Consider the following 24,181-nt stretch of genomic DNA (forward strand, 5'->3'; position numbering starts at 1 on the left):
CTGTTATTTCTGCCCGCCAGCTTGATGGCTGAGACAGCAGAGCCTGCCAATCCGGTCAGTGAACTGGATCTGTTTCAGGTTGTCATGCCCATGCTGATGGTGGTCAGCCTGATTTTTGCGTTGGCCTGGCTGGTCAAGCGGCTTAACCCCAAACTGCCGGCCATGGGCAAAGATATCGAGTTATTATCCAGTGCGCCTCTAACGAATCAGTCACGCCTGACTCTGGTTCGGGTGAGTGGCAAAGATCTTCTTATTGGCATCACACCTAACCAAATCACGCTGCTGAAAGATTTTGATGCCCCGGTCGTCGAAAGAAGTCAGACCAAAGGGCAGACGGATCTGGCAGAGCAGTTTAAAAAACTCCTGCGCTCCAAAACGGATGGTGATAAATCCTCTGAGAAAGCGAATGGTTCAGGGGGCCACGATTAACCGCCCCGTTAATCCACTTGTTTTGATCTTCTGGGTTCTCCTGCCTGACTGTTGTTTTCGGTTTGTCCACACCTGCTTATACACAAATAAACTTATTCATAACTGGCAACAGGACTTATACAGGTAGCGCACAGGTTATCCACATAAACCTGTGCGCAACCTGTCAATGTCTAGTGCAGAAAAGCGTTAATACCCGTACGCTCCGTTCATCCTGAGCCTGTCGAAGGGTGGAAACTCAGGACTCTGATAGATCGTGCCAAGCACCCTTCGACTCCGCTCAGGGTGAACGGAGATTGTACACGTCAAACTCATTGAAACCATACACTGGTTAGGAACGGCCCTGAAATAACTTCAACACTTCTACAGACGCTACCCGCTACCCGAAAAGCTGAAACCGCTTGCGCTTTTACGGGCAGCGGGTGGCGACCTTTTCCCAGAGAGTAAAATGATCAAGTTATTCTGGGACAAATCCTCAGCGTTCCATCATTTGTGATATCAATATCATCATCTTCATCTCGGTCAGACAGATCTGCTGTAAGGATTGCCGGTTATCTTCACTGAGATACCCCAGGCATTCATTTTGCTCATCCCGATCGTGCCATTTTCCAGCGGCCATGTATCCCGGGTAGTAATGCAGCAGCTTCTCCTGCAGACCCTTGTGTTTTTCCTGCATGACCATCAGCATGCCGATCAGCACGGCAGGCGTGTCTCTCGATATTTCCTGACGCAACTTGATGTAATTAAAGTAGAGCATGATGATCCGCTCAGTACTGTCCCGCAGGCATAACAGGCAGAGGTAGGATTCATCCTCAATGGGCAGCGAATCGGCAGAGGCCACCGCCACTCCTTCCATACTGTCTTCCCGTGCAGACGGTCCACTGAGCCCTTTGACATCGCCATCCATTACCCACGCCATCGTAACCTCCTTCCCTGAGGTAGTGTTTTCTTCAGGTTAATCCAGATAGTGAACAGATTTCCACAGTTTCCCTGATCAACTCCCTGAATGAGCTGTGGATAAATCCTTTTATCCCTTACGGTTACTGGGCAAAACAATGTCTGTTCATTTTTTGAACAGATGCAATTTGGTTCACACCTCCTGCAAAATATTTGCAGGAGACTGGCTGATGACCCGGCGAATCCCCAACCATCCGGCAATACCCAGAACAGTGGCACCAAACAGGGGTAATGCACACCAGATAAACCAGGCAGGTTGCCAGCGCAACTGGAAAACCCGGGTATTGAGCAAATAGCTGGCAAGCTCGGTACCGCAGGCTGCCAGTAAACCCGCCAGAACACCGAACAGAACAAACTCGCCGATCTGCATGATCAAGAGCTGACGACGGGTTCCTCCCAGTGAGCGAATCAATGCGCCCTCGTGCAGGCGCTCATCAATGCTGGATTCAATCACGGACATCATCACCAGTAACCCTGCCAATAGCAGTGCCGCCAGCATCGCTTCCACAGCAATGGTTGATTGCGCCAGCATCTTCTTTACCTGACTAATCACAGCATCCAGGTCCAGCAAGGTCATGGTGGGAAACTGAGTGACCAGACCATTGAGCAGCAGTTTATCCTCAGCATCCAGATAGAAGCTGTTCAACCATGTAGCCGGCAGATCCTGTAAAACGGCCTCAGGAAAAATCATGTAAAAATTAGGCCGGAAAGACTCCCACTGGACCGAACGAATACTGCTCACGGTTTCGGTAAACTCATTGCCTGACACCATAAACGTCAGCCGGTCACCCAGATCAATACCCAGGTTTTCAGCAATTTCTGCCTCAATGGAAAGCCCTTCATTGCTGCCGGGTTCCCACCATTCGCCCTGTTCAATCCGGTTACTTTCCGGCAACGTTTCTGACCAGGTCATGTTCAATTCACGGTTCAGGGCGTTATGGTTCTCCTGCTCTTTGGTTACTGCCTCCCTGACGGGCACATCATTAATGCGAACCAGACGACCACGGATAATCGGATAGAGCTGACTGGTATCCACATCATTAATGGTCAGAAACTCGGAGTATGCGTCAACTTCAGACGGCTGGATATTCATGGCAAAGTAGTTGGGTGTCTCGTCCGGCAACTCATTCTGCCAGCGATCAAGCAGATCGGTGCGCAGTAGCAGCACCACCGCCATGGCCATAAAGGTCAGGGTAAATGCTAGAAGCTGGGCCGAGGTCTTGCCTTTACCCTGGATAATCCTGCTGACCCCGGGACGCCAGAACACCGGCAGGGCAGCAAGCCTCTGACGATTGCCCAGATGAGTAAGCAGCAATTGCACACCCAGGGAGATCATCATCAGCACTGCCCCCGAAGCCACGGCCAGAATCAGCGCCATCACCACCTCGCCGGTGTGATACCAGAGCAGCAGAAACACCGCCATTAACGAACAGCCATATACCAGCCAGGAAGCGGCCGGCGCAGGCGACAGGTCACGTCTTAAGACCCTCAGTGGCGAAACGTCCTGCAGCCGTAACAGTGGCGCAAGCCCAAAGCCGGCCAGGGTAATCACACCGGTGAGCCCACCAATCACCATCGGCATGATGCCCGCTGCAGGCAGCCAGGCGGGCAATACCCCTCTGAGCAACTGGACAATTCCTTCCTGAAGCAACCAGCCAATAAAGACGCCGGGAAGCGCCACCAGCACCGCCACAAAAGCCAGCTCCCCAAGCAACAGTCTCAGCACCTGCTGGCGACTGGCTCCCAGGCAACGCATCACCGCACAACTATCAAAACGGCGCTCTGCAAACCGCTGGCTGGCCATGGCCACCGCAACGCCAGCCAGCAGCATCGCGGCCATACTGGCCAGGCCAAGAAACTGCTTCAGCCGTATCACCGAGTTGCGCAGATCACGTCGACTGTCGTCGGCCATCAGCAACTGTTCACTGGTATCCAGGCGACTTTTGGACCATGCCTTGAATTGTTCCAGTGAGGAAAGCTCTCCTGCCATCAGCGTTTTCCAACTGACCCGGCTGCCCGGCTGGATAATGCCGGTGCTTTCCAGGTCCGCCATATTGAACATCAGCCTGGGCGAAAAACTGTAAAAATCGCCTCCCCGATCCGTTTCCAGGGTGATTGCCCGGGTAATGGTCAGCCAGGTATTCCCCAACATCACCTGATCGCCGATAGCCACGCCCAGTAAAGGAAAAAGCCTGGGCTCAAGCCAGGCTTCACCCGGGCTGGGTGTATCATTGACGATCTGGTCCGGGGCAAAGGGCTGATCTGACGTACGAATATGTCCGCGCAGTGGATAATTGTTTTCCACAGCCTTGGCAGAGACCATCTGCATTTCATCCCCGGCCATCACCACCGAGGGAAATTCAAGCACTGTGGATAACTTTAAATCCTGCTTTTTCGCTGCTTCGAGAATCTCTGGCTGCACCGGTCCCGGGCTGCGAATCAACATATCCGCACCCAGTACTTCTGCCACCTGTCGTCCAAGAGCCAGTTGCAGACGATCACTGAACAGGGCAATGGCGGTACTGACCGCCACCGCCATCAACAGTGCCGCCACCAGCAGCCAGAGTTCGCCGGAGCGCCAGTCCCTGAGCAGGAAACGCCAGGCGAGTCCGACGGTACTTTTCGGCTTGTGGATAACCTTATTGTGCTTAAGACTTGCGGAGGAACTGTTCACCGTCATACCACCGCCTCCAGACGACCGCCGTGCAATTTCAGTATTTTCTGACACCGTCTGGCAAGGTCCATATCATGGGTAACCAGGATAATGGTGGTACCGCTGGCCTGATTTACTTCAAACAGGAGTTCAATAATGCTTTCACCGGTTTTCTCATCCAGATTGCCGGTGGGTTCATCGGCAAAGAGAATATCCGGTTCCCCGGCAAATGCCCTGGCAATGGCGACCCGTTGCTGCTCACCACCGGACAGTTGTTTCGGGTAATGCTCCAGTCGGTGCTCCAGACCAACTCGGGTTAACAGTTTCCTGGCCCGTTCACCGGGGTTATCCACACCCGCCAGCTCAAGGGGCAACATAACGTTTTCCAGTGCCGTTAAGTTGGCAAGCAACTGGAATGACTGAAAAACAAACCCGGTATGCTGCCCGCGCACCGTTGCCCGCTGATCTTCATCCAGATGATCAATGCGTTTTCCGGCCAGGCTGACACTGCCTGCCGTGGGCAAATCCAGCCCTGCCAGAATACCCAGCAGCGTTGACTTGCCTGAGCCGGAGGTCCCTACAATCGCAACGGATTCACCAGACTTGATCTGAAGGTCAAGTCCGGACAAGATGGTGAGTCGGTTATCACGGGCAACCACGGTCTTTTCCAGACCTGAGGCAGTCACCGCCAGTGAATCAGATTCTATCGATGGAGTGGTTTCAGCGGCGGTCTCAGAGGTGAGAGTGTTGCGGGAACCGGAGAGCGCATCATTCATGAGAAAATCCTTATTTCGTCGTCTTTTCACCAGCTCAAGGCTTTCTATTGGCTCAAGGCTGTTTACTCTTGTTTTAATGTCCCTTCCGGCCATCAATCTGTCAGCTTCAGAAAAAACACTATTAGTGTATGGCGACAGTCTTAGTGCTGCCTACGGTCTTACGGATATCAATCGGGGTTGGGTGCAATTACTTCAGGAAAAAATCGACAGCCATCAGTACCCCTGGAAAATTGCCAATATCAGTATCAGTGGCGAAACCACCGCCGGAGGCCTGAGCCGGTTCAGGAAAACGCTGGCACAGACCGACCCGGACCTGGTGTTACTGCAGCTGGGTGCCAACGATGGTCTGCAGGGAAAGCCGCTGAAAACCATCAAATCCAACCTTGATCAGATGATCGCCCTGACCCGGGAATACAATTCTGACATTATTCTCTTTGAAATGAAGATCCCGCCCAACTATGGACCGGTCTATACCCGACGTTTTACAGAAACTTTTCATGGGCTGGGTAAAAAGTGGGACGTACCAGTGATTCCCTTCTTCCTGGATGGCGTTGCAGGCAATGATTCACTCAATCAACCGGACGGAATTCACCCGACAGAAGCCGCTCAGCCAATCCTGTTAAACAATGTATGGCCTGAGCTGCAACCCAGGTTGCAGCAGTGAATCCCGCAGGTGGTTAAACCAGAGGCTTAATCACCTGTCGTACTTTATTACCCGCGACCAGTTCCAGAAATTCATCCCCCAGCCGCTTGCTCTCATTAACCACCCGCTGCCAGTAGCGCACCCGTTCATCGTAGGTAAATCGGGCAAAATCATTGCGATCGGGTATTTTTCCATAGGGAAGGCGGTCAACAAATGCCTGTGACGGCGAAACCAGTACCATATTGTCGGTATTCTGTGGCAACGGCCTGCGATGCTTTAAGGCCTTATCAAACCAGCCGGGAATCATCCTTGAATAAAAGTGTGGATAAAGCACAAGACCATCACCCTGATGAAAGCGCATATCGAAGTGGTAATCGGTAAGCCCGCCATCCCGATAGCAGCCTGCGGGCGCACCAGCGATATTCTTTACACCCTGCATCACCGCCGGAATGGAGCCAGAGGCCATAATGGCATCCACCAGATTGGCTGCCGTCAGTCGTACACGCTCAGTTGGAAGATCATCGGCATGGTAAAAAGCAGGCTTCTCTGAAGTGTCATAGGCTGGATGATAGAAAAGAGTACGGGTAAAAAAGGACGACAAATATTTTCTATTCATCAAATTACCCGTAGCGGCCAGCCCAAGGCCGGCCAATTGTAGCGGTTTACGTTCAGAAGCGGTCAGTCCATGGCTTCTCACGGCAATCAAATTAAAACGAAAAACGGGATTATCAAGAATCTGTCCAACACTATCGGAGGAAACGATGGTTTCTACCAACTCTCTGGCTTTACGACTTATTTCTGCAGCATCTGGCTTGCTGGAATAACTGGTGTAAATATAGCCCTGTTCAAAACGCTCATGGGCAGCCAGAGGGTCATCCTGACTGTAACAGCTGAAACGCCAGCTGCCGGCAGAGGTGCCAATCAGATCCAGCGGTGATTTTCTGTCACGGAAGTATTCACCCAGTAAAGCTTTATCCAGGCCACTGAGCACAAACCACTTTGGACCACCAGAAGCGCCTACCATGACCTTGACACTCTCCTGGGGCAAACCATTGGCACGAATACTGTCCAATGCCTTTGCCCCGGCCTGAATATCAATCAGACTGTCCATACACCGCTCTCCCTGAAAATTACCAACCGGTTTTATCGATTATAAGGATGATGAGTATGCCAGTGTTGGGCAATCTGTTCCCGTGTACATAGCCATACCTGCTCCCTGGATTGCACATAATCCAGGAAACGGGTCAGGGCTGCCGCTCTCCCCGGTCGTCCAGCCAAACGACAATGAAGGCCTATTGAGAGCATTTTGGGAGCCGTGGCACCTTCTTCATAAAGTACATCGAAAGCGTCTTTCAGATAACTGAAGAACTGATCGCCACTGTTAAAACCCTGGGCGGTGGCAAAGCGCATATCATTGCAGTCCAGCGTATAGGGAACCACCAGCTGGGGTTTACCAAACCGGGTATCCCAGTAGGGGAGGTCATCGGCATAGCTATCGGCATGATATAAAAACCCTCCCTCTGCCACCACCAGCTGCTCAGTATTTGGACTGCAACGCCCGGTATACCAGCCGGTTGGGCGCTTACCGGTTACTTCGGTGTGCAGACGAATCGCTTCCTGCATATGGCGACGCTCTTCATCAACATCCATAAACTGATAGTCAATCCAGCGATAACCATGGCTGGCAATCTCCCAACCGGACTCCATCATGGCTCTGACAGCTTGCGGATTACGCGCCATGGCCATGGCGACACCGTACACAGTGACCGGTATCTGCCTCTGTGAGAACAGCCGGTGAAGTCGCCAGAACCCGGCCCTTGAGCCGTACTCATAGATCGACTCCATACTGATATGACGCATGCCCTTATGAGCCGGAGCACCAATGATTTCCGAGAGAAATGCCTCCGATGCCTCATCACCGTGAAGAATACAGTTCTCGCCGCCTTCTTCGTAATTGATAACAAACTGAACCGCTATTCTGCTATTACCAGGCCACTGGGGATCAGGCGTCGTTTTGCCATAACCAACCAGGTCTCTTGGGTAGTCATCTGTCGTTAAAAGAGGGTCGAACGTCATTGGGCTCTCCATTTTTTTATTGCCTGCCTGATGGGTTCTATGGCATAAATGCTCAAAAAATTGACTAAATGGTCAAATAATAAAACTTATTCTATCAGGAAAAATTGGTGCAAAGCTCACACAAGTTTGCTGCTATCAATGCACTGAAAAATAATAACAGCAGGTTCAACACATTAATGAATAACTCTTCTGATGATCTCGCCGCACAGTGGCAGCAGACAAGAATTGATCTGGCAGCCCGTGCGCTGGGTGGGGATGTTCTCGACTGCAGCGATGATTTCTTTGCCGAAAAAGATAACCTGCTATTGGCTGAAGACCCGGTATTTCTGCCAGAAAAATATACGGCCTACGGCAAATGGATGGATGGCTGGGAGTCACGCCGCCGTCGCGATGCACCGGGTTTTGATGGCTGTGACTGGGTTATTGTGCGCCTGGCTGCTGTGGGTGAAATCGAAGCACTGGATATTGATACACGTCACTTTAAAGGTAATGCCCCCGGCGCAGTGCAGCTGGACTACCTGCTTGATGACGCCGATCCCAACGAACAGAGCAACTGGCTACCGCTGACGGATCGGGTGGAAGTACAGCCCGATTGCCGAAACCTGATTACTCTGGATCAGTCTCCGAGAGTAGCCAGCCATATTCGTCTGCGAATTTACCCCGATGGCGGTGTTGCCCGTCTCCGGGTTTATGGCAAGGTTCATCTTGATCAGCGCCATCGCTTACCGGGTGAGCCCCTGGATCTGGCGGCACTGATGAACGGTGGCCGCTCCGTAGCCTGCAGTGACTCATTCTTTGGCCCTATGCAAAACCTGTTACTGCCAGGGCGTGGTGTCGATATGCATAATGGCTGGGAAACCAGACGTCGGCGACAGGGGGGCAATGACTGGATGATGGTCAAGCTGGCTCTGCCCGGCACTATTCATCGCGTAGAAGTGGATACCTTGCACTTCAAGGGTAACTACCCTGACCGTTGCAGCCTGGAGGCCTGTACCTTTGCCGGGGATAACCCTGAAGATGCAACGGATCCTGTGCAATGGCATACCATTCTTCCGGAACAGAAACTGCATGCTCATCGCAACCATCGGTTCTTGAATGAGTTGCAGAACACGGAACAACCATACACCCATGTGCGTCTGAATATATTTCCTGATGGGGGTGTATCAAGGCTTCGCGTTCTTGGTTATGAGAGCGGCTTTGAGAACGGTTTTGAAAGCGGCGTTGAGGGGAGTAGTTCATGACACTGGATGAACTGAACAGTCTCGATATTGATGGTGCCAGGCATTTTTTCCGCCAATGCTGTACCAGTGAACATTGGCTGGAATCCATGGCCAATAACCGACCGTACTCCAGTAAAGATGAGCTTTTATCCACAGCGGACACCAGTTGGTCCGCCTGTGGAGAAAAAGACTATCTACAGGCTTTTGCAGGCCACCCGAAGATTGGCGACGTAAACAGCCTGAAAGCAAAATACGCCAATACCCGTGATATGGCCGGTCATGAGCAATCAGGCGCAGCCACTGCCAGTGACGAAACACTCAAGGCATTAGCTGAGGGTAACACCGCTTACGAAACCCGCTTTGGCTATATCTTCATTGTCTGCGCCACCGGGAAGTCAGCGGATCAGATGCTGTCACTGCTGAATGACCGGCTGAATAACCAGCCGGAACATGAACTGACGATTGCCGCTGCCGAGCAACATAAGATAACCCGGCTACGTCTGAACAAACTGATTGAATGGAGGCAAATGGCATGACCGGCATCAGTACCCATATTCTGGATACCGGTAGCGGCTTACCGGCAGAAGGAGTCCCTGTCTCCCTGTCAAAACAGGAAGGTGATGGCTGGCAGCCAGTTGGCAGTGGCGTCACCAACAATGATGGCCGCATACAGAACCTGGCGACAGATGACCTGAATCTTCCCAAAGGAGTGTATCAGCTGCATTTCGCCATTAAGGATTATTTCCAGAAGCATAAAGTCCAGTGCTTTTACCCGGAAGTTGTGGTGACGTTTGAAGTCAGTGATGACCGTCATCACCATGTTCCGCTGCTGTTATCACCTTATGGTTACTCAACCTATCGGGGCAGTTAACACAAGCAGCTGATTGACTCCATATAATAAGAACGAGAACAAGGCTTATGGATAAAGAAATACCAGCCCAGACGCTGAAGGTGGAAATGCTGACCCGTGAAGCCTTTGAACCTTTTGGTGATGTACTCGAAACCCGGGATATACCGTTGGTGATTAACCAGGGTCGCTGTCAGAAATACAGTGACCTGACATCCGTCACCACGGATGATCAGGGTTACACGACAATGCATATTTATAAAACAGCCCCGATTAATCACACTTATCAACTGGACCTGCTAGAACGACACCCGCTGGGTAGCCAGACATTTATGCCCCTGGCAGGCCAGCGCTTTCTGGTGGTGGTGGCCCCTGGCTCCAGCGACGGTGCGACGCCCGATTTGTCATCCATTCGCTGCTTTCTGACCAACGGTAAACAGGGAGTTACCTACCACCCCGGTGTCTGGCATCACCCTTTACTGTCCGTTGATGGCGGAGAAGAGTATCTGGTGATCGATCGTAAGGGACCTGGTGATAACTGTGATGAGGTCCTGATGTCTGCGCCGTATATTGTGGAGGTGCCATGATGAATCAATCGGTGGTTTGGCGAGCCTCTGTCCTGCACTTTCTGGAGGATCCGGCAAAACAACAGGGTTCAGAGGACGCGTGGGAGTTTTTCGAAGACGGTGCCCTTCTGGTTGAAGATGGTCTGATAACCCGATGCGGTCCCTCCGATCAGGTCTTTAAGAATCTGCCCGCCGGAACAGAAATAAAAGACCTCACCGGTCGCCTTCTGGTTCCGGGTTTTATCGATACCCACGTACATTATCCACAGCTTGAAGTACTGGCAGGCTGCGGTGTCCAGTTACTGGACTGGCTCAACCAGTACACCTTTCCGGCAGAGCAGAAGTTTGCTGATGAGCAATATGCCAGTGAGATTGCACAGTTCTTTCTGGATCAATGCCTCAGCCATGGAACCACCACAGCCCTGGTGTTTGGTACCGTGGCACCTCAGTCCGTTGATGCCTTCTTTCAACAAGCCCATCAACGAAATCTGCGTATGATCGCAGGCAAGGTGATGATGGATCGTAATGCCCCTGACTATCTGCTTGATACTCCTCAAAGCAGCTACGAAGACAGTAAAGCATTGATCAACCAGTGGCATAACAAAGGGAGATTGTCGTATGCAGTAACCCCGCGTTTTGCCCCTACCTCATCATCGGAACAGTTGCACATGGCTGGCCGGTTATTGCGGGAACACGATGGTCTTTATCTGCACACCCACCTCTCGGAAAACCCGAAAGAGATTGACTGGGTTCAGGAACTGTTCCCGGACAGCAAACACTACGTGGATGTGTACGATCAGCATGGTTTGCTGGGCCCCCGGTCCGTATTTGCCCACTCAGTCCACCTGTGTGACCACAGTTGGCAGCGAATGGGCAGTTCCGGCTCATCCATCGCCTTTTGCCCGGGCTCCAACCTGTTTCTCGGTAGCGGGCTGTTTAATCTGAGCCGGGCAAAGGCCCATGGTATCCCCACCGGTCTTGGCACCGATGTGGGTGGGGGAACCAGTCTCTGCCTGCTCAATACCATGAAAGACGCTTATCAGGTATCTCAGTTGCGGGAGGAAACCATCTCGCCGCTTCAAGCTTTTTACCTGGCCACATTGGGAGGTGCCAGGGCACTTCATCTTGACGACAAGATCGGTAGCTTCCGCACAGGCAATGAAGCGGATTTTCTGGTGCTCAATCCGGCGGCTACCCCAATGCTTCAATTCAGAACGGAAAAGATAAGTGCCTACAGCGAACAAAGGGCACTGGAAGAGTTGCTTGGCGTGTTGATGGTGATGGGCGATGACCGGGTCATTGAAAAAACCATCATCATGGGTCAGGAAGCCTGAAAGCCGGAAGTGCTGACGACACCATTACGTCTATAACAACCGTCGCTCAGCATTTTCAATAATAAAATGAGTATTGAACCATGGAATCCTATCTACAAGAGTGGTTAAACCTGCTGTTTCGCTGGCTGCATGTGACTGCCGGTGTCGCCTGGATTGGCGCATCCTTTTATTTCAACTGGCTGGAAGGACGGTTGGAAGCTGCGCCAGCCGACAAGCAGAAAAAAGGCATCAAAGGTGAGTTGTGGGCTCTGCACGGCGGCGGTATTTATGAAGTGAATAAATATCATCTTGCCCCGGAAAAACTGCCGACAACGCTGCACTGGTTTAAATGGGAGGCTTATGTCACCTGGCTGAGCGGCATGGGTTTACTGGCCATTATTTATTACTGGGGGGCAGAGAGTTATCTACTGGCACCGCAGTCTGCGCTGTCGCCCATTCAGGCCATTGCCATTAGTATCGTCAGCCTGCTGACCGCCTGGCTGGTCTATGACCTGTTGTGCAAATCCTCGCTGTTCAAACAGGAAACGCTGTTTAGCGTGGTGCTGTTCTCGCTGGTGGTGTTTGCTGCCTGGGGCTACGCACAACTGTTCAGTGGCCGTGCCGCCTATATTCACGTCGGTGCGCTGATTGGCACCCTGATGGTGGGAAATGTGTTCAGGGTGATTATCCCTTCCCAGAGAAAACTGGTTGCCGCCGCTGAACAGGGGGATAGCAGTTTTGATCCTTCTTGTCTTGGAAAGAGTGCCAGGCATGCCTTGCTGCGCTCTCGCCACAACAACTACTTTACACTGCCGTTGTTGTTTATCATGATCAGTGGTCACTATGCCATGACCTTTGGCAGCCAGTGGAACTGGGCAATTCTGGCGGTTCTGGCTGCGGCTTCAGTGCTGGTTCGTCATTTCTTTAACCGACGCAATCAGGGTGCCATTTTAACCTGGCTATGGCCTGCAGCGGCGGTGTTGATGTTGACTCTGGCCTTTATTATCCGGCCACAAATGGCTGCACAGCAGGCACCGATGGCAGAGCAAGCGGCTGTGGAGCAGGGCGATATTGTGGAGCTGGTTACTGCCCGTTGCAGCACCTGTCACTCGGCAACACCGACCGATCCTCTCTTTCAGTCACCGCCCGGTGGCCTGGTTTTCCACGACTATGATTCCATCGCCAGCAAGGCTGATAAGATTTATAGCCAGACCGTACAGACTCAGATTATGCCATTGGCTAATCGTACAGGCATGACCGATGAAGAGCGCAATTTACTTGGCCTGTGGTATCAACAAGTGAAGTCTGAGCAGAGTGTTCAATAACGTGCAGGTTGGTACAAAAACTAAAAATTTTTGATAAAGCGCTGGCGATAAAACCGAAGCTCATCAATAGACTCACGGATATCTTCCAGCGCAAGGTGAACACCCTTCTTGGAAAACTGCTCCAGTAATTCCGGCTGCCAGCGACGCGCCAGCTCTTTCAGGGTGCTGACATCAATATTCCGATAGTGAAAGTAGTCGTGCAGCTCTGGCATATATTGCCAGAGGAAACGGCGGTCCTGACCGATGGTATTACCGCACATTGGCGAAACGCCCTGGTCAACGTGTTGGCGGAGAAAATCCAGCGTCATCTGCTCAGCCTGCCTTTCACTGATGGTGCTGGCTTTGACCCGATCCGTCAGTCCTGTGGCTCCATGGGTGTTAACACACCATTCATTCATGGCACCCAGAACATCGTCACTCTGGTGAACCGCGAGAACCGGACCTTCCTCCAGAATGTTTAACTGGCCATCGGTCACAATTGTCGCGATCTCAAGAATCCGATCATTGACTGGATCCAGGCCTGTCATTTCCAGGTCGATCCATATGAGGTTATCCGATTTAGCCATCCAACACCCGGTCGTCAAAGTTTAGAAAGTCTGAACGGTTTGATAATTACCTGTAAGTCAGGAAAAAACCAACTGATTCAATAGATTATAGAGAGCTTTAGTTCCCTGTACTGTCGCTGAAAAAAGATGGATCAATTTAAGGGCAGATAACGAATCAGCTGACATAATAAGTCTACTTCATTCATAATTGCAGCGAAATCAGCTCAACACAAATTTATGATACTTTCCAACCTTACAATTCAGGCTCTCTCCCGCACATCATGAGTAAGCGCAAACTAACGCGCAGACAAAGCTGGCGCATTGAGAAAATTCAGGAAGAACGCAAAGCCCGCGCCCAAAAGCGTGAGGATAAGATTACTCTGGAACTTCAGGATGACTCCCTGGGACCAGAGCAACCAGGGCTGATTATTGCCCACTATGGCGCACAGCTGGATATCGAACCCATTGGCAAACCCGGTGAGACCTATCGCTGCCACCTGAGGGCCAACCTGCCACCACTGGTGACCGGCGACCGTATCGTCTGGAGAGCTTCCAGCAAAGGCGGCATGGGTGTGGTAGTGGCACTTGAGGACCGTGACAGCCTGTTATCCAGACCAGATATGCGAGGACAGCTAAAGCCGGTAGCTGCCAATATTGACTACATTGTTCTGGTCATCGCCCCGGTGCCTGTTCCCCATTCAAACCTGATTGACCGTTATCTGGTGGCTGCGGAAACCGTGGGTATTGAGCCGGTCATCCTGCTCAATAAAACCGATTTGCTGGTAGGTGGAGCGAGTCGTCCATCTGCCAGTAAAGAGCTTGACGATATGCTGATTAACTATGAGCGTATTGGCTATCGCGTACTTAAAGCCTCCACCCGGACGGAAGACGGGCTCAATGAACTCAAGAACCTGCTGAATGAACACACCAGTGTTTTCGTCGGCCAAAGCGGTGTCGGAAAGTCTTCCCTGGTCAATACACTGCTGCCCGGCGTTGATACCAAGGTCGGCCCGCTGTCCGAAAGCACCGGCAAAGGCACCCATACCACCACGGCAGCCAGGCTATTCCACTTCCCGGCCGGTGGTATGCTGATTGACTCCCCGGGGATTCGTGAATTCGGACTTTGGCACATGGAACCGGAAGACGTGTTGCACGGCTTTAAGGAGTTTCGTCCCTTTATCGGGCACTGCAAGTTCAGGGATTGCAGTCATGAACAGGAGCCGGGTTGTGCTATTCGCCAGGCCCTTCAGAATGGCGATATTCTTCAGGAAAGAATGGACAGCTACCAGAGTATTCTGAATTCTCTGGAAAAAGCCTGATACATGGTCTCAATGAGTTTGATGTGTACAATCTCCGTTCACCCTGAGCGGAGTCGAAGGGTGCTTGGTACGATCTATCAGAGTCCTGAGTTTCCGCTCTTCGACAGCTTCAGCACCAACGGCAGCCGTCGTCAGAAAATAGTGAACGCAGGTTGGGTGGGCAAATAATAAGCCGTTAAAAAATAAGCTGGGGCAGCTCTTTCTTTTTGAACACATTCAAGACACGGGTCTGCCCACAAGGTCCTCGCCATGTGGCACAATAGCTTTCCAAAGTTGTGCACAGCCAATCTGCTTCGATGCAAAAACACACTGGAAAAATGGTTCTTTCCTCAAGCTGTCAATTACGGTACCCGTGCCTCTGTACTGTGAATGCCAATTGTCCTGGCGATAGTAAAATTGCACCAGGCTCGCGTTGAGATTCACGGCCTGCCTGATGACAGAACGCCTTACGGTTTCTGTTTTGGGTTTATCATAAGGGTCTTTCATGACCGTATGCCCCAGAGTAATCACCCGCCCTTGGCGATTGAGAAATAAATAAGCCAGCAAACCATCGGTATCTGTTGTCCCAAAATGCCTTTCTACGTACGCTTTGGCTGATTGATTGCTGGGAATGCAAGCCGGCGTAAAGGCCAGATACTGTTTCAGTTGCTGAGGCAGAGGTAGAGGCAATGCCGCATATTCGCTTAACAAAATTTTTTTTCGGGAGAGTTGCTGTTGAATGGCCCGCCTGCACAGATGTTTCAGGGAACCAACCTTCAGATGTTCATCTTCGTGCAGGCCATAAAGCTCAGCCACGGTACCTTGCCACTGACAGCCAACAAATGGACACCTGAGGTAAAATTTGCTGATATGACGTCCCGTGAAATTATCAACGTTAATCAAATTACAATAACTGATATTTTCTGGAGTATCCGGCTTATTCTCAGCTGAGCAATGGTGACATAATCGATCTGTTGGTAGTGTCAGGGTTCTGTAATGGCTACAGTCCTTGCATAGCAAACGGCCACACATTGTCTGAACTAACCTTCGTGGTATTCCGCCACAATCAACGCAAACGCGATCCTCTGGAAACCGAATGCGCTCGCTGTTTTCCGGCAGCCACTGAGCATTGCTGACAGCGTATCCACCCCACAACACTCTGTTACTGTCGCTATCTACAACGCCGCCATGGGCACTGCCCATCAGTGGCAGTATCGGGCGGCTGACTGCTGGGTTCATGTTCATAGGTGCTCCAAACCCTGGCTTCGCCAGTCCTGAGAATTGGTCATCTGGCTTCCCGGTTGCCCTGCACAAATACGACACTCTCAAACTACAGGGCGGGCCCGTTCGCGCCTGGCACAGCTTTCCCTGGGAAAGCTACCGCGGAGTATCAGTGGTTTCATGAAAACTCTCCAAAGTGTCACACCATCAATATGCGCCAAATCGTCGCAAGCGTCCCAATGCACACAATTCCATCGCAAGGATTCAGCTACGGTGTCATTACCTTCACAAGCGGGATTCCATTTTTTCGGGTGGTAGTAAAACTGTATATAGAACGCTTTGCGGTCCAATGCCTGCTCGCGGACAAAGCGCTTTACAGCTCTTTTTTTGTCGGCATCAGAGGGATCCTCCACGACCGTAGACCACGTAGCCATCACCCGGTCCATATTATTGAGCAACAGGCAAACCAGCAAACCAGGGGATGTCACAAAGTACTTTTCTACATAGGCTTTGGCTGAGCGGTTGCTGGGCGTGTAACCCGGTGGCGCATTAGCCAGATACTGTTGTAACCCCTGAGGTAAGCGCAAGACAGTGCAGCATTCGCTTAACAGAATAGTATTATGACCAAAGCGGCGTTGAATGGCCGACCTGCACAGATGTTTAAGTGGAGAGACAGGGGAAGCATTCATCAGATGTTCACTTTCATGAATGCCGTAAAGTTCAGCCACCGTACCTTGCCACTGACAATTGGTGAATGGACACTTGAGGTAAAATTTGTCGATCGCACGTCTTTTGAATGGAAAAGCTTCGATCACGTTGCAAGCATCTATGTGTTCCTGCGTGGCAGGTTTTCCATTAGATGTGCATATATGACATAAACGACCTGGTGGGGTTGTCAGGGTTCGGTATTCGCTGCAGTCTTCACACAGAAGGGAGACGCAAGCTGTTTGTACTGCGTTGCGCGCCAATCCCTGACAATCAAAGCAAATACTCCTCGGTAATGAATAGAGATACTCTTTATTTTCTTCCGGAAAAGCCTCCACATTGCAAATGTGGTATCCGCCCCACAACACTTTGTTGCTGTAAATATCCGTAACTGGACCACAGGCACTGCCCATCAGCGGCAGTTTTTGGGCGCTGGCTACTGCGTTCATGTTTCCCGATCATCCAAAATCAATGTTGCAATGCAAATGGCCCCGGACAAGTCATGGAAATCACCGGTTCGGAGTGTGATGCTCATGATCAGCGTCCACTATAGCCAGAATCTGCTCTGCCTGCCGAATTGCACAGAGAAAATTTGATCAGTACGTTGATATTTGTGAAAGAAAATATACTCGTCAGAAACTTAGCCATGGCTATGGATGTAACTAATTATTTGATTAACAGTCAAATCGATTTAATTCGGTTTGTGAAGAAATCATGTGTCAATTACTAGCAACGTAACCGCCAAAATAACCCACGTCCTACCCCGCTGAGATTTGATCGTGGATCATAAAGCCTCTGACTACATGGAGGCTCCGATGACCACCCCAGAAACCACTAAAGAACAATGGCTGCAACGGATCGAAGCCTGGCATGACTCCGGGCTTAGCCAAAAAGCCTGGTGCCGACAAAACGGCGTCAGAACATCACAGCCTGGTTATTGGAAAAAGAAGCTGTGTGAAGGCATCTCAAGAATAAGCCGATCCGGCGGGGTTGACTATACGCTGGTTAAATTAGCGTTTACGTTCTATTGTTGTCATCCCCAGACGATTCTCCAACTGGAAACAGGTAATCCCCGAAGAAACCATGCAGTCATCTTCCTCCTCAGTAACCGCAGACACGGCATCCCCGTTAACATCCACTGAAGCCGGAAGGCACCGGCCAGCAAACAGTCGAAAACAAGGAAGAAAGCGATCCATGTCAGGTTACCAGGTGGAACAGACAACAACGGGCACTGGAACATTTCCACCGCATCAAATGCAATCTGAATCCGGGCCCATCCCATCCATAAAGCGCAGGCGTGTTACTGACAACAGCAAGAGTATTGTGTGTTCTGCAACTTCGCTACCTGCTAATCCGGAGCCAATGGAGACCGAACCGGCCATGCCTGCTGAGGCAGCTTCCAGGCTTCCGGGAGTGATCAGTTCCCTATCAAGAAATCTACCAACCCTCAGCGACAACAGTCTATTAACTGGTAATGAACATACCTCAGCGATGGTGCAGGTCATGCCTGAACCAATGAAGGATGTACCGCTCACTACAGAAATTAACAGTGAAACATCAATTTCAGAATTTTCTGTAAGCCAGCAAAATGAACTGCGAACACATTTAAATAATCAAGAAATTCAAGCAATATTAACGAATGCCGGGACTCTTCTGAAAAACCTCAAAGACAGGAAAATCCAGTTAGCGCGAGACAGGGGAAAGCCGCCCGCACATTCCCTCTTTTCCAAGTTAAAAAACTTCAGCATTGTTAAAGATTCTCAGACTTTCAAAGGCTATTTTGCCAAGGCCAACACGTTCTTTTTAGCTGTCAATCCCCAGCAGATTACAAATACCAGCTGCCTTACCAGCATGCTCAACTCGAAGACTCAGATAAAAAAGTTTGCAGAAGAAAGCGAGGAAAACATTCAGGCGGTTGCTGCTAACCCATGCTTGAAACAGATTGCCTCCATGTGTAATGGCAAAGGCTTGCCCGACAAAGCGAAGGTGGAAGCGTTCGTGGCGTGGGAGTGCTGGAAGGTGAACGGCGAATTCAGCCTGGAACTGCTGCGGGCCTTTTCCTCCATGTGTAATGGCAAAGGCTTGCCCGACAAAGCGAAGGTGGAAGCGTTCTTGGCGTGGGAGTGCTGGAAGGTGAACGGCGAATTCAGCCTGGAACTGCTGCGGGCCTTTTCCTCCATGTGTCATGGCAAAGGCTTGCCCGACAAAGCGAAGGTGGAAGCGCTCAAAGCGTGGGAGTGCTGGAAGGTGAACGGCGAATTCAGCCTGGAACTGCTGCGGGCCTTTTCCTCCATGTGTCATTGCAAAGGCTTGCCCGACAAAGCGAAGGTGAAAGCGTTCGTGGCGTGGGAGTGCTGGAAGGTGAACGGCGAATTCAGCCTGGAACTGCTGCGGGCCTTTTCCTCCATGTGTCATGGCAAAGGCTTGCCCGACAAAGCGAAGGTGGAAGCGCTCAAAGCGTGGGAGTGCTGGAAGGTGAACGGTGAATTCAGCCTGGAACTGCTGCGGGCCTTTTCCTCCATGTGTCATGGCAAAGGCTTGCCCGACAAAGCGAAGGTGGAAGCGTTCGTGGCGTGGGAGTGCTGGAAGGTGAACGGCGACTTCAGCCTGGAACTGCTGCGAGCCTTTTCCTCCATGATGAGCAGTAGGGGCTTGCCCGACAAAGCGAAGATGGAAGCGTTCGTGGCGTGGGAGTGCTGGAAGGTGAACGGCGACTTCAGCCTGGAACTGCTGCGGGCCTTTTCCTCCATGTGTCATGGCAAAGGCTTGCCCGACAAAGCGAAGGTGGAAGCGCTCAAAGCGTGGGAGTGCTGGAAGGTGAACGGCGACTTCAGCCTGGAACTGCTGCGGGCCTTTTCCTCCATGTGTCATGGCAAAGGCTTGCCCGACAAAGCGAAGGTGGAAGCGCTCAAAGCGTGGGAGTGCTGGAAGGTGAACGGCGACTTCAGCCTGGAACTGCTGCGGGCCTTTTCCTCCATGTGTCATGGCAAAGGCTTGCCCGACAAAGCGAAGGTGAAAGCGCTCAAAGCGTGGGAGTGCTGGAAGGTGAACGGCGAATTCAGCCTGGAACTGCTGCGGGCCTTTTCCTCCATGTGTCATGGCAAAGGCTTGCCCGACAAAGCGAAGGTGGAAGCGCTCAAAGCGTGGGAGTGCTGGAAGGTGAACGGCGACTTCAGCCTGGAACTGCTGCGGGCCTTTTCCTCCATGTGTAATGGCAAAGGCTTGCCCGACAAAGCGAAGGTGGAAGCGCTCAAAGCGTGGGAGTGCTGGAAGGTGAACGGCGAATTCAGCCTGGAACTGCTGCGGGCCTTTTCCTCCATGATGAGCACCAGGGGCTTGCCCGACAAAGCGAAGGTGGAAGCGTTCGTGGCGTGGGAGTGCTGGAAGGTGAACAGCGAATTCAGCCTGGAACTGCTGCGGGCCTTTTCCTCCATGTGTAATTGCAAAGGCTTGCCCGACAAAGCGAAGGTGGAAGCGTTCGTGGCGTGGGAGTGCTGGAAGGTGAACGGCGAATTCAGCCTGGAACTGCTGCGGGCCTTTTCCTCCATGATGAGCAGTAGGGGCTTGCCCGACAAAGCGAAGGTGGAAGCATTCGTTCAATGGCTACCCTCGGTTGAAAATAAGAATATTCTGAAACTTTCTTGCCGAATATTTGCAAGTTTTGGTTTGCCCTCAGCAGAAAAACTGACTGAAAATGAGAAAACACTTCGCCAATGTCTTAATCAGCATGGTTGTACCACTGAACATGGCGACGACAATAGTGATGAAGATCTTTTAGAATCGAGTCAAATGAAAGCACTGGCTCTGTTCTTCTCTGGGCCCGCAAAATGGCGCATGAAAATTGCCGAATTCCAACAATATCTGGCTGCCCACAAGAGTCCTCGAAATGACAGAGTGGCTGTTCGTGCTGCGCTGAAATCATTGCTACCGATATTGGCTATCCATGGAGGAACTGGTATCCAGTTCTGGATTGAAAAATATCGTGAAAATCCACGCGGCAAAGGAGTACTCACTAAAACATTATCCATTCCTGCACCATTGGCTTTAACAAAATTTGCACTAACGCAACTCCCTGAATCTGAGATGCAGGAATACCTTGAACTTTGCAGAAACCTGAAGCCAGCCCCAACTCAGGAACAGTGGTATGCATTAAAACCACTTTGCCAACAGCTTGGCCAGCAATTTGACTTCACGCAATCTAAACGCACGATGCTGGAGATTCTCTGGCAACAATCAGAAGATAACCGCTCAAAATACGCGGATAAGATGGATGAGCTATTCAAAACCTTGCCCACCGTCTCACAGTGGCGCGGGTTACATCGGGTGCTTGGACAACACAAAATGCAGCAATTCATGGATGCCTGTCTTGACTATCAGGCTACACCTGAAACCGCTCCTGATGTCACGATTCAGCAACGGTTGCTGGAAGGAATGCTGCTCACAAACCACTCTCTACCGGAACAAGAGAAAATACCGGATCTCTGCTTTTCAAATCGAGTGTCAACAGATGATAAAAGAGGGGTGATGGTCGGTGGTGATCCCGCCATGTCGGGCCAGGAACGCCTGTGGCGCTTTATCACGGCCATGTTAATTGAGCTTGAACAAACAGAATATCAATTCAAGAATCAAAGACTAACCGTTTTGCCAGACGATGGCGATCCGGTTGTACTCCAAAATCCAGAGTTTACCCTCAGAGATACCGGCTTTGTTATAAAGAACTGGACATTGCAACAGTTAACCGCCTTTTTCAAGGCAACCGAGTTCACAGAACAATGGTATAAAAAGCCTCAGGACAAGCGCGATCTCTATGCGATCAGGCTTGAGGCAAAATTAGCCCAAATGAAAGCGAGAACCAAAGAGCCCAAGAAAGCCAAGCCGAAAAAAATACCACACCTGGTGGCACCCTCTCTGATTATCAGTCTAATCAATTGCAATAAACCATTAAAGCCTACGGTCTGGTCATCTCTTGAACACTATGCCAGCAGCGGCCAGCTAAACGCCCGTTTATGCACGGCACTCAGCCCGGTTATCAAAGATGATAAAGACGGCATTGTTCCAGACCTCGTTAAGAAAGCAGTGGTTGCAAAGTTGGAACAGATTGAGGCAGCAAAAACGCCAGTAGTAACATCAATCCCTCAGCAAGGACTTCCAGCAAGGGCAAGCATACCAACTCAAGGGAACCAGGTTTCCAACAGTCGCATTCAAGGGCCGCTATCTGACTTTGACGCGGCAATGGAAGCTCTGGATCGTTTTCGCGAATTGGGAAATGCAGAACTTGAACTGCTGGAACCCCACCGAAGCCGAATGACTTATGTTGAATTAAGCACTGCTATCTGCAAAATGAGCTACGCAGTGGATTCAGGAACACGGAAAGAATGGAATGAAGCCAGCGAGAAAAGGAGAAAAGACCCACTTGGGCTTGATGAAATAGTGGAATGGGATTTGGATTCATTGGCGACATTGGATTCATTGGCGACAGAGTCAGAACTGGTCAACAACGATGACTGGATGGAAGAGTTCCTACAAGGGCTGTGATATGCATTCACACGTTGCAGGTGAAAAACACCTTCTATATTTCGCTGCTGGCTGGTTAATAACGGTATAGCATTAAGAAGGTCTTGAAACCCCGGAACCCAACACAACGCTTGCACAAACAACGATAACTTCACCGACCATTACCTGTAACTGGCAGTGATTTGGAATCCTCCGCCGACTCCTAAAACGAACTCTCAGCCTATGATGCCTTGTACGCTATACCCGTTGTCTTGACAGTGGGAGCCGCCACGTACGGCCTTTGCGCTTATGCCAGCTACAGGGCCATCAGGGAGGCAAATCCGTTATTATCAACAGGACAAGCTTTTCACAATCACTCAGACATCCGCTGTCTTTCCAGCGGACACAATATCAACTGGCCGCCAGCTACTCCCGATGAATACACGTCAGCTGCCACAACCAGAAAACTGACATACTCATAATTTCTGAAAACACAAGAGAACCCTCAACTTTCGCTGCTAAGAAAAATAACTATCATCACCCTGAAAAATTCTGGCTATCTTGCCAAATCATGATGTGTCAAAAGCTATCTTTTGTGCTTTAGCACCATGGGCAATGGCTTTAAACAAACTGTCCCAGCTATCAATCATTAACGTGAGAAAGAAGCTGGTGATTTTCCTCCATAATCGCTTTCGTGTAGGCTTCTTTGGTTTATTTAAAGCCTGCTGAAATTTTGGACAAGAAAATTCCTGAATCTGATCAACCAGGAATGCGAGAAAAGTAAGGTAGGCGAAATTCGTAGCCAGATGTTTTTCGCCATGACCGTAATTGTGTTCAAGTTGATAGCCTTGATTTTTCAGGGTATTAAACGTTTCATTTTCAATGCGCCATCTACAACGGCCTCCTCGCATCACGGATTCAACGGTATCATCGGTTAATTCAAGATCAGTTACCCAGCACCAGACATGCTGGATCCCTTTTTTGTCGATTTCAATGTAATCCAGAACATTAACCCGCTCTGTTTCATCCTGAAGATTGAGGGGGACGTTATTGGCGTAGCGGAATTTATGAGTCGTGTTATTTTTCTCATCAACGATTTTGTGGTGATGAACCTGGCCTTCGTCATAAAGGGCATTCATGGCCTCAATAAGCGACACATGGTTACCATCTTTGGCCACGATAATATAGTGCCAGCCATGCTCTCTGATCAGAGCAATGGTAGGGTTGTCCGCATATAGACCATCCAGAAGAATCACCAGTTTCAGGCGTGGATGGTCATGTTTTGTCTGCGCCAGAAAACGTCTTATTGCCGCTTTTTCACAATCATTTTTTGTGGAACCATCCTGTCGGCAAATTGCTTCCGGCGCTAAAGGAATGACGGTTTTTCTGGAAGGGTGGACAATACAGCCCCCCATAATATTGTGGTAAAAGGTTTCACTTTTTTTGCCCTCGTTTTTAATGCAGCAGTCATCACAGCGGCAGGTTCCCGAATAAAAGAGACCCGTACCATCAATAGGAAGCAGATAAAGATCTTTCAACTTGCCACATTCGAATGCATAAGCTTGCAGAGCACCATTGCGCTGAACGACAGAAAACAATTCTTTAAACGGCGTCTTCAACCCGAGTGGATTAACCGGGTCAACAACCTCTCTCATTCTGGTATCGGAGGGAACTTTGCCATCTTTTACGTGATAGAGCTTTTCAAGATTATGACAGCAGATTTCATCAAGCCGCTCTTCATCAAACCCTAATAGTGAATCGAACTTTTGATGCATCATCGCAAAAGCAGATTTCAGAAAGTTAGGAAAGGGTATCACGCATTTATTTGGACGATGATCTGGAATGCTGTCGAAGCATTCTGATACCTTTTTTATCAAGTAAGAAGCACTGAATTGCCTGACATTTTTCTGAATAGCCGTACCCATGACTGACTCGACGACAATGATTGAGTAATATGCAATTTTAGTCGAAGAATTGTGCGGGCATGATTTTTTTACCTCTTCTGTATCTCTCGTGGCTGTAGTGCTTCAGGATTCATCGGGAATTACTGACTGGCCGCTTTAGCTGACCCATCAACTGGCTCTGGAAGAACGCCGGAAGCACTTGAAATGAAGACG

At 50.5% G+C, this 24,181-nt stretch carries 20 protein-coding genes; 11 read left to right on the forward strand and 9 right to left on the reverse strand.

What is annotated here, in order from left to right; translation table 11 throughout:
• Positions 1 to 24: 24 nt before the first annotated feature.
• On the forward strand, positions 25 to 429 hold the full coding sequence (fliO, locus tag ACO6UX_RS17995; protein WP_422449758.1) for a flagellar biosynthetic protein FliO: 405 nt from the start codon (positions 25 to 27) through the stop codon (positions 427 to 429).
• A 472-nt stretch (positions 430 to 901) separates the two neighbouring features.
• On the opposite strand, the gene ACO6UX_RS18000 is transcribed toward fliO, so the two are convergent.
• From ACO6UX_RS18000 to ACO6UX_RS18010, 3 genes are all read right to left on the reverse strand, one after another.
• Positions 902 to 1,345 carry a hypothetical protein gene (locus ACO6UX_RS18000; RefSeq protein WP_422449759.1) on the reverse strand — a complete coding sequence of 148 codons (444 nt, stop codon included), beginning with the start codon at positions 1,343 to 1,345 and terminating at the stop codon, positions 902 to 904.
• 171 nt (positions 1,346 to 1,516) lie between these two features.
• On the reverse strand, positions 1,517 to 4,063 hold the full coding sequence (locus ACO6UX_RS18005) for an ABC transporter permease (RefSeq protein ID WP_422449760.1): 2,547 nt from the start codon (positions 4,061 to 4,063) through the stop codon (positions 1,517 to 1,519).
• On the reverse strand, positions 4,060 to 4,812 hold the full coding sequence (locus tag ACO6UX_RS18010; protein WP_422449761.1) for an ABC transporter ATP-binding protein: 753 nt from the start codon (positions 4,810 to 4,812) through the stop codon (positions 4,060 to 4,062). Before ACO6UX_RS18010 ends, ACO6UX_RS18005 begins: the two co-directional genes overlap by 4 nt.
• Here ACO6UX_RS18010 and ACO6UX_RS18015 point away from each other — a divergent pair.
• Positions 4,811 to 5,476, forward strand: a complete 666-nt coding sequence (locus ACO6UX_RS18015; RefSeq protein WP_422449762.1) for an arylesterase — start codon at positions 4,811 to 4,813, stop codon at positions 5,474 to 5,476. The genes ACO6UX_RS18010 and ACO6UX_RS18015 overlap by 2 nt on opposite strands.
• Positions 5,477 to 5,489: 13 nt before the next feature.
• Here the strand turns inward: ACO6UX_RS18015 and ACO6UX_RS18020 are convergent, their stop codons facing one another.
• Both ACO6UX_RS18020 and puuE read right to left on the reverse strand, forming a co-directional pair.
• Positions 5,490 to 6,566 carry a patatin-like phospholipase family protein gene (locus tag ACO6UX_RS18020; RefSeq protein WP_422449763.1) on the reverse strand — a complete coding sequence of 359 codons (1,077 nt, stop codon included), beginning with the start codon at positions 6,564 to 6,566 and terminating at the stop codon, positions 5,490 to 5,492.
• Positions 6,567 to 6,598: 32 nt separating this feature from the next.
• The gene (gene puuE, locus ACO6UX_RS18025) at positions 6,599 to 7,531 is read right to left on the reverse strand and encodes an allantoinase PuuE (RefSeq protein ID WP_422449764.1); all 933 of its coding nucleotides are present in this window, start codon (positions 7,529 to 7,531) and stop codon (positions 6,599 to 6,601) included.
• Between the two features lie 107 nt (positions 7,532 to 7,638).
• Here puuE and alc point away from each other — a divergent pair, with 107 nt between their 5' ends.
• The 6 genes from alc to ACO6UX_RS18055 all read left to right on the forward strand — a co-directional run bounded on the left by alc (position 7,639) and on the right by ACO6UX_RS18055 (position 12,802).
• Positions 7,639 to 8,772, forward strand: coding sequence for an allantoicase (alc, locus tag ACO6UX_RS18030; RefSeq protein ID WP_422449765.1), 1,134 nt, complete (start codon positions 7,639 to 7,641; stop codon positions 8,770 to 8,772).
• A complete protein-coding gene (uraD, locus tag ACO6UX_RS18035; RefSeq protein WP_422449766.1) occupies positions 8,769 to 9,287 on the forward strand; it encodes a 2-oxo-4-hydroxy-4-carboxy-5-ureidoimidazoline decarboxylase in 519 nt (172 codons plus the stop codon). The genes alc and uraD overlap by 4 nt, the downstream gene beginning before the upstream one ends.
• Positions 9,284 to 9,622, forward strand: a complete 339-nt coding sequence (gene uraH / locus ACO6UX_RS18040; protein ID WP_422449767.1) for a hydroxyisourate hydrolase — start codon at positions 9,284 to 9,286, stop codon at positions 9,620 to 9,622. Before uraD ends, uraH begins: the two co-directional genes overlap by 4 nt.
• A 47-nt stretch (positions 9,623 to 9,669) precedes the next feature.
• A complete protein-coding gene (locus tag ACO6UX_RS18045; RefSeq protein WP_422449768.1) occupies positions 9,670 to 10,185 on the forward strand; it encodes an ureidoglycolate lyase in 516 nt (171 codons plus the stop codon).
• Positions 10,185 to 11,498, forward strand: coding sequence for a guanine deaminase (gene guaD / locus ACO6UX_RS18050; protein ID WP_422450540.1), 1,314 nt, complete (start codon positions 10,185 to 10,187; stop codon positions 11,496 to 11,498). Before ACO6UX_RS18045 ends, guaD begins: the two co-directional genes overlap by 1 nt.
• A gap of 80 nt (positions 11,499 to 11,578) precedes the next feature.
• A complete protein-coding gene (locus ACO6UX_RS18055) occupies positions 11,579 to 12,802 on the forward strand; it encodes a urate hydroxylase PuuD (protein WP_422449769.1) in 1,224 nt (407 codons plus the stop codon).
• A gap of 20 nt (positions 12,803 to 12,822) precedes the next feature.
• Here ACO6UX_RS18055 and orn read toward each other — a convergent pair whose 3' ends face one another.
• Positions 12,823 to 13,368, reverse strand: a complete 546-nt coding sequence (gene orn, locus ACO6UX_RS18060; RefSeq protein WP_422449770.1) for an oligoribonuclease — start codon at positions 13,366 to 13,368, stop codon at positions 12,823 to 12,825.
• A gap of 260 nt (positions 13,369 to 13,628) precedes the next feature.
• Here orn and rsgA point away from each other — a divergent pair, with 260 nt between their 5' ends.
• Positions 13,629 to 14,666: a small ribosomal subunit biogenesis GTPase RsgA gene (rsgA, locus tag ACO6UX_RS18065; protein ID WP_422449771.1), complete on the forward strand. Its 1,038-nt coding sequence runs from the start codon at positions 13,629 to 13,631 to the stop codon at positions 14,664 to 14,666.
• A gap of 216 nt (positions 14,667 to 14,882) precedes the next feature.
• Here rsgA and ACO6UX_RS18070 read toward each other — a convergent pair whose 3' ends face one another.
• Together ACO6UX_RS18070 and ACO6UX_RS18075 are read right to left on the reverse strand one after the other, a co-directional pair.
• Positions 14,883 to 15,890 (reverse strand): hypothetical protein, encoded by a 1,008-nt coding sequence (locus ACO6UX_RS18070; RefSeq protein WP_422449772.1) that lies wholly within the window; start codon positions 15,888 to 15,890, stop codon positions 14,883 to 14,885.
• Positions 15,891 to 15,970: 80 nt separating this feature from the next.
• On the reverse strand, positions 15,971 to 17,020 hold the full coding sequence (locus ACO6UX_RS18075) for a hypothetical protein (RefSeq protein WP_422449773.1): 1,050 nt from the start codon (positions 17,018 to 17,020) through the stop codon (positions 15,971 to 15,973).
• Positions 17,021 to 17,386: 366 nt separating this feature from the next.
• Here ACO6UX_RS18075 and tnpA point away from each other — a divergent pair, with 366 nt between their 5' ends.
• Together tnpA and ACO6UX_RS18085 are read left to right on the forward strand one after the other, a co-directional pair.
• Positions 17,387 to 17,713, forward strand: a complete 327-nt coding sequence (tnpA, locus tag ACO6UX_RS18080) for an IS66 family insertion sequence element accessory protein TnpA (RefSeq protein ID WP_422449774.1) — start codon at positions 17,387 to 17,389, stop codon at positions 17,711 to 17,713.
• 52 nt (positions 17,714 to 17,765) lie between these two features.
• The gene (locus tag ACO6UX_RS18085; RefSeq protein WP_422449775.1) at positions 17,766 to 22,106 is read left to right on the forward strand and encodes a hypothetical protein; all 4,341 of its coding nucleotides are present in this window, start codon (positions 17,766 to 17,768) and stop codon (positions 22,104 to 22,106) included.
• A 527-nt stretch (positions 22,107 to 22,633) separates the two neighbouring features.
• Here the strand turns inward: ACO6UX_RS18085 and ACO6UX_RS18090 are convergent.
• Entirely contained in the window at positions 22,634 to 23,989 is a 1,356-nt protein-coding gene (locus ACO6UX_RS18090) for a transposase (RefSeq protein WP_422444684.1), read from the reverse strand.
• Positions 23,990 to 24,181: the final 192 nt, after the last annotated feature.

The sequence above is a fragment of the Endozoicomonas sp. ALB091 genome (assembly GCF_049310265.1).
Lineage (GTDB): Bacteria > Pseudomonadota > Gammaproteobacteria > Pseudomonadales > Endozoicomonadaceae > Endozoicomonas.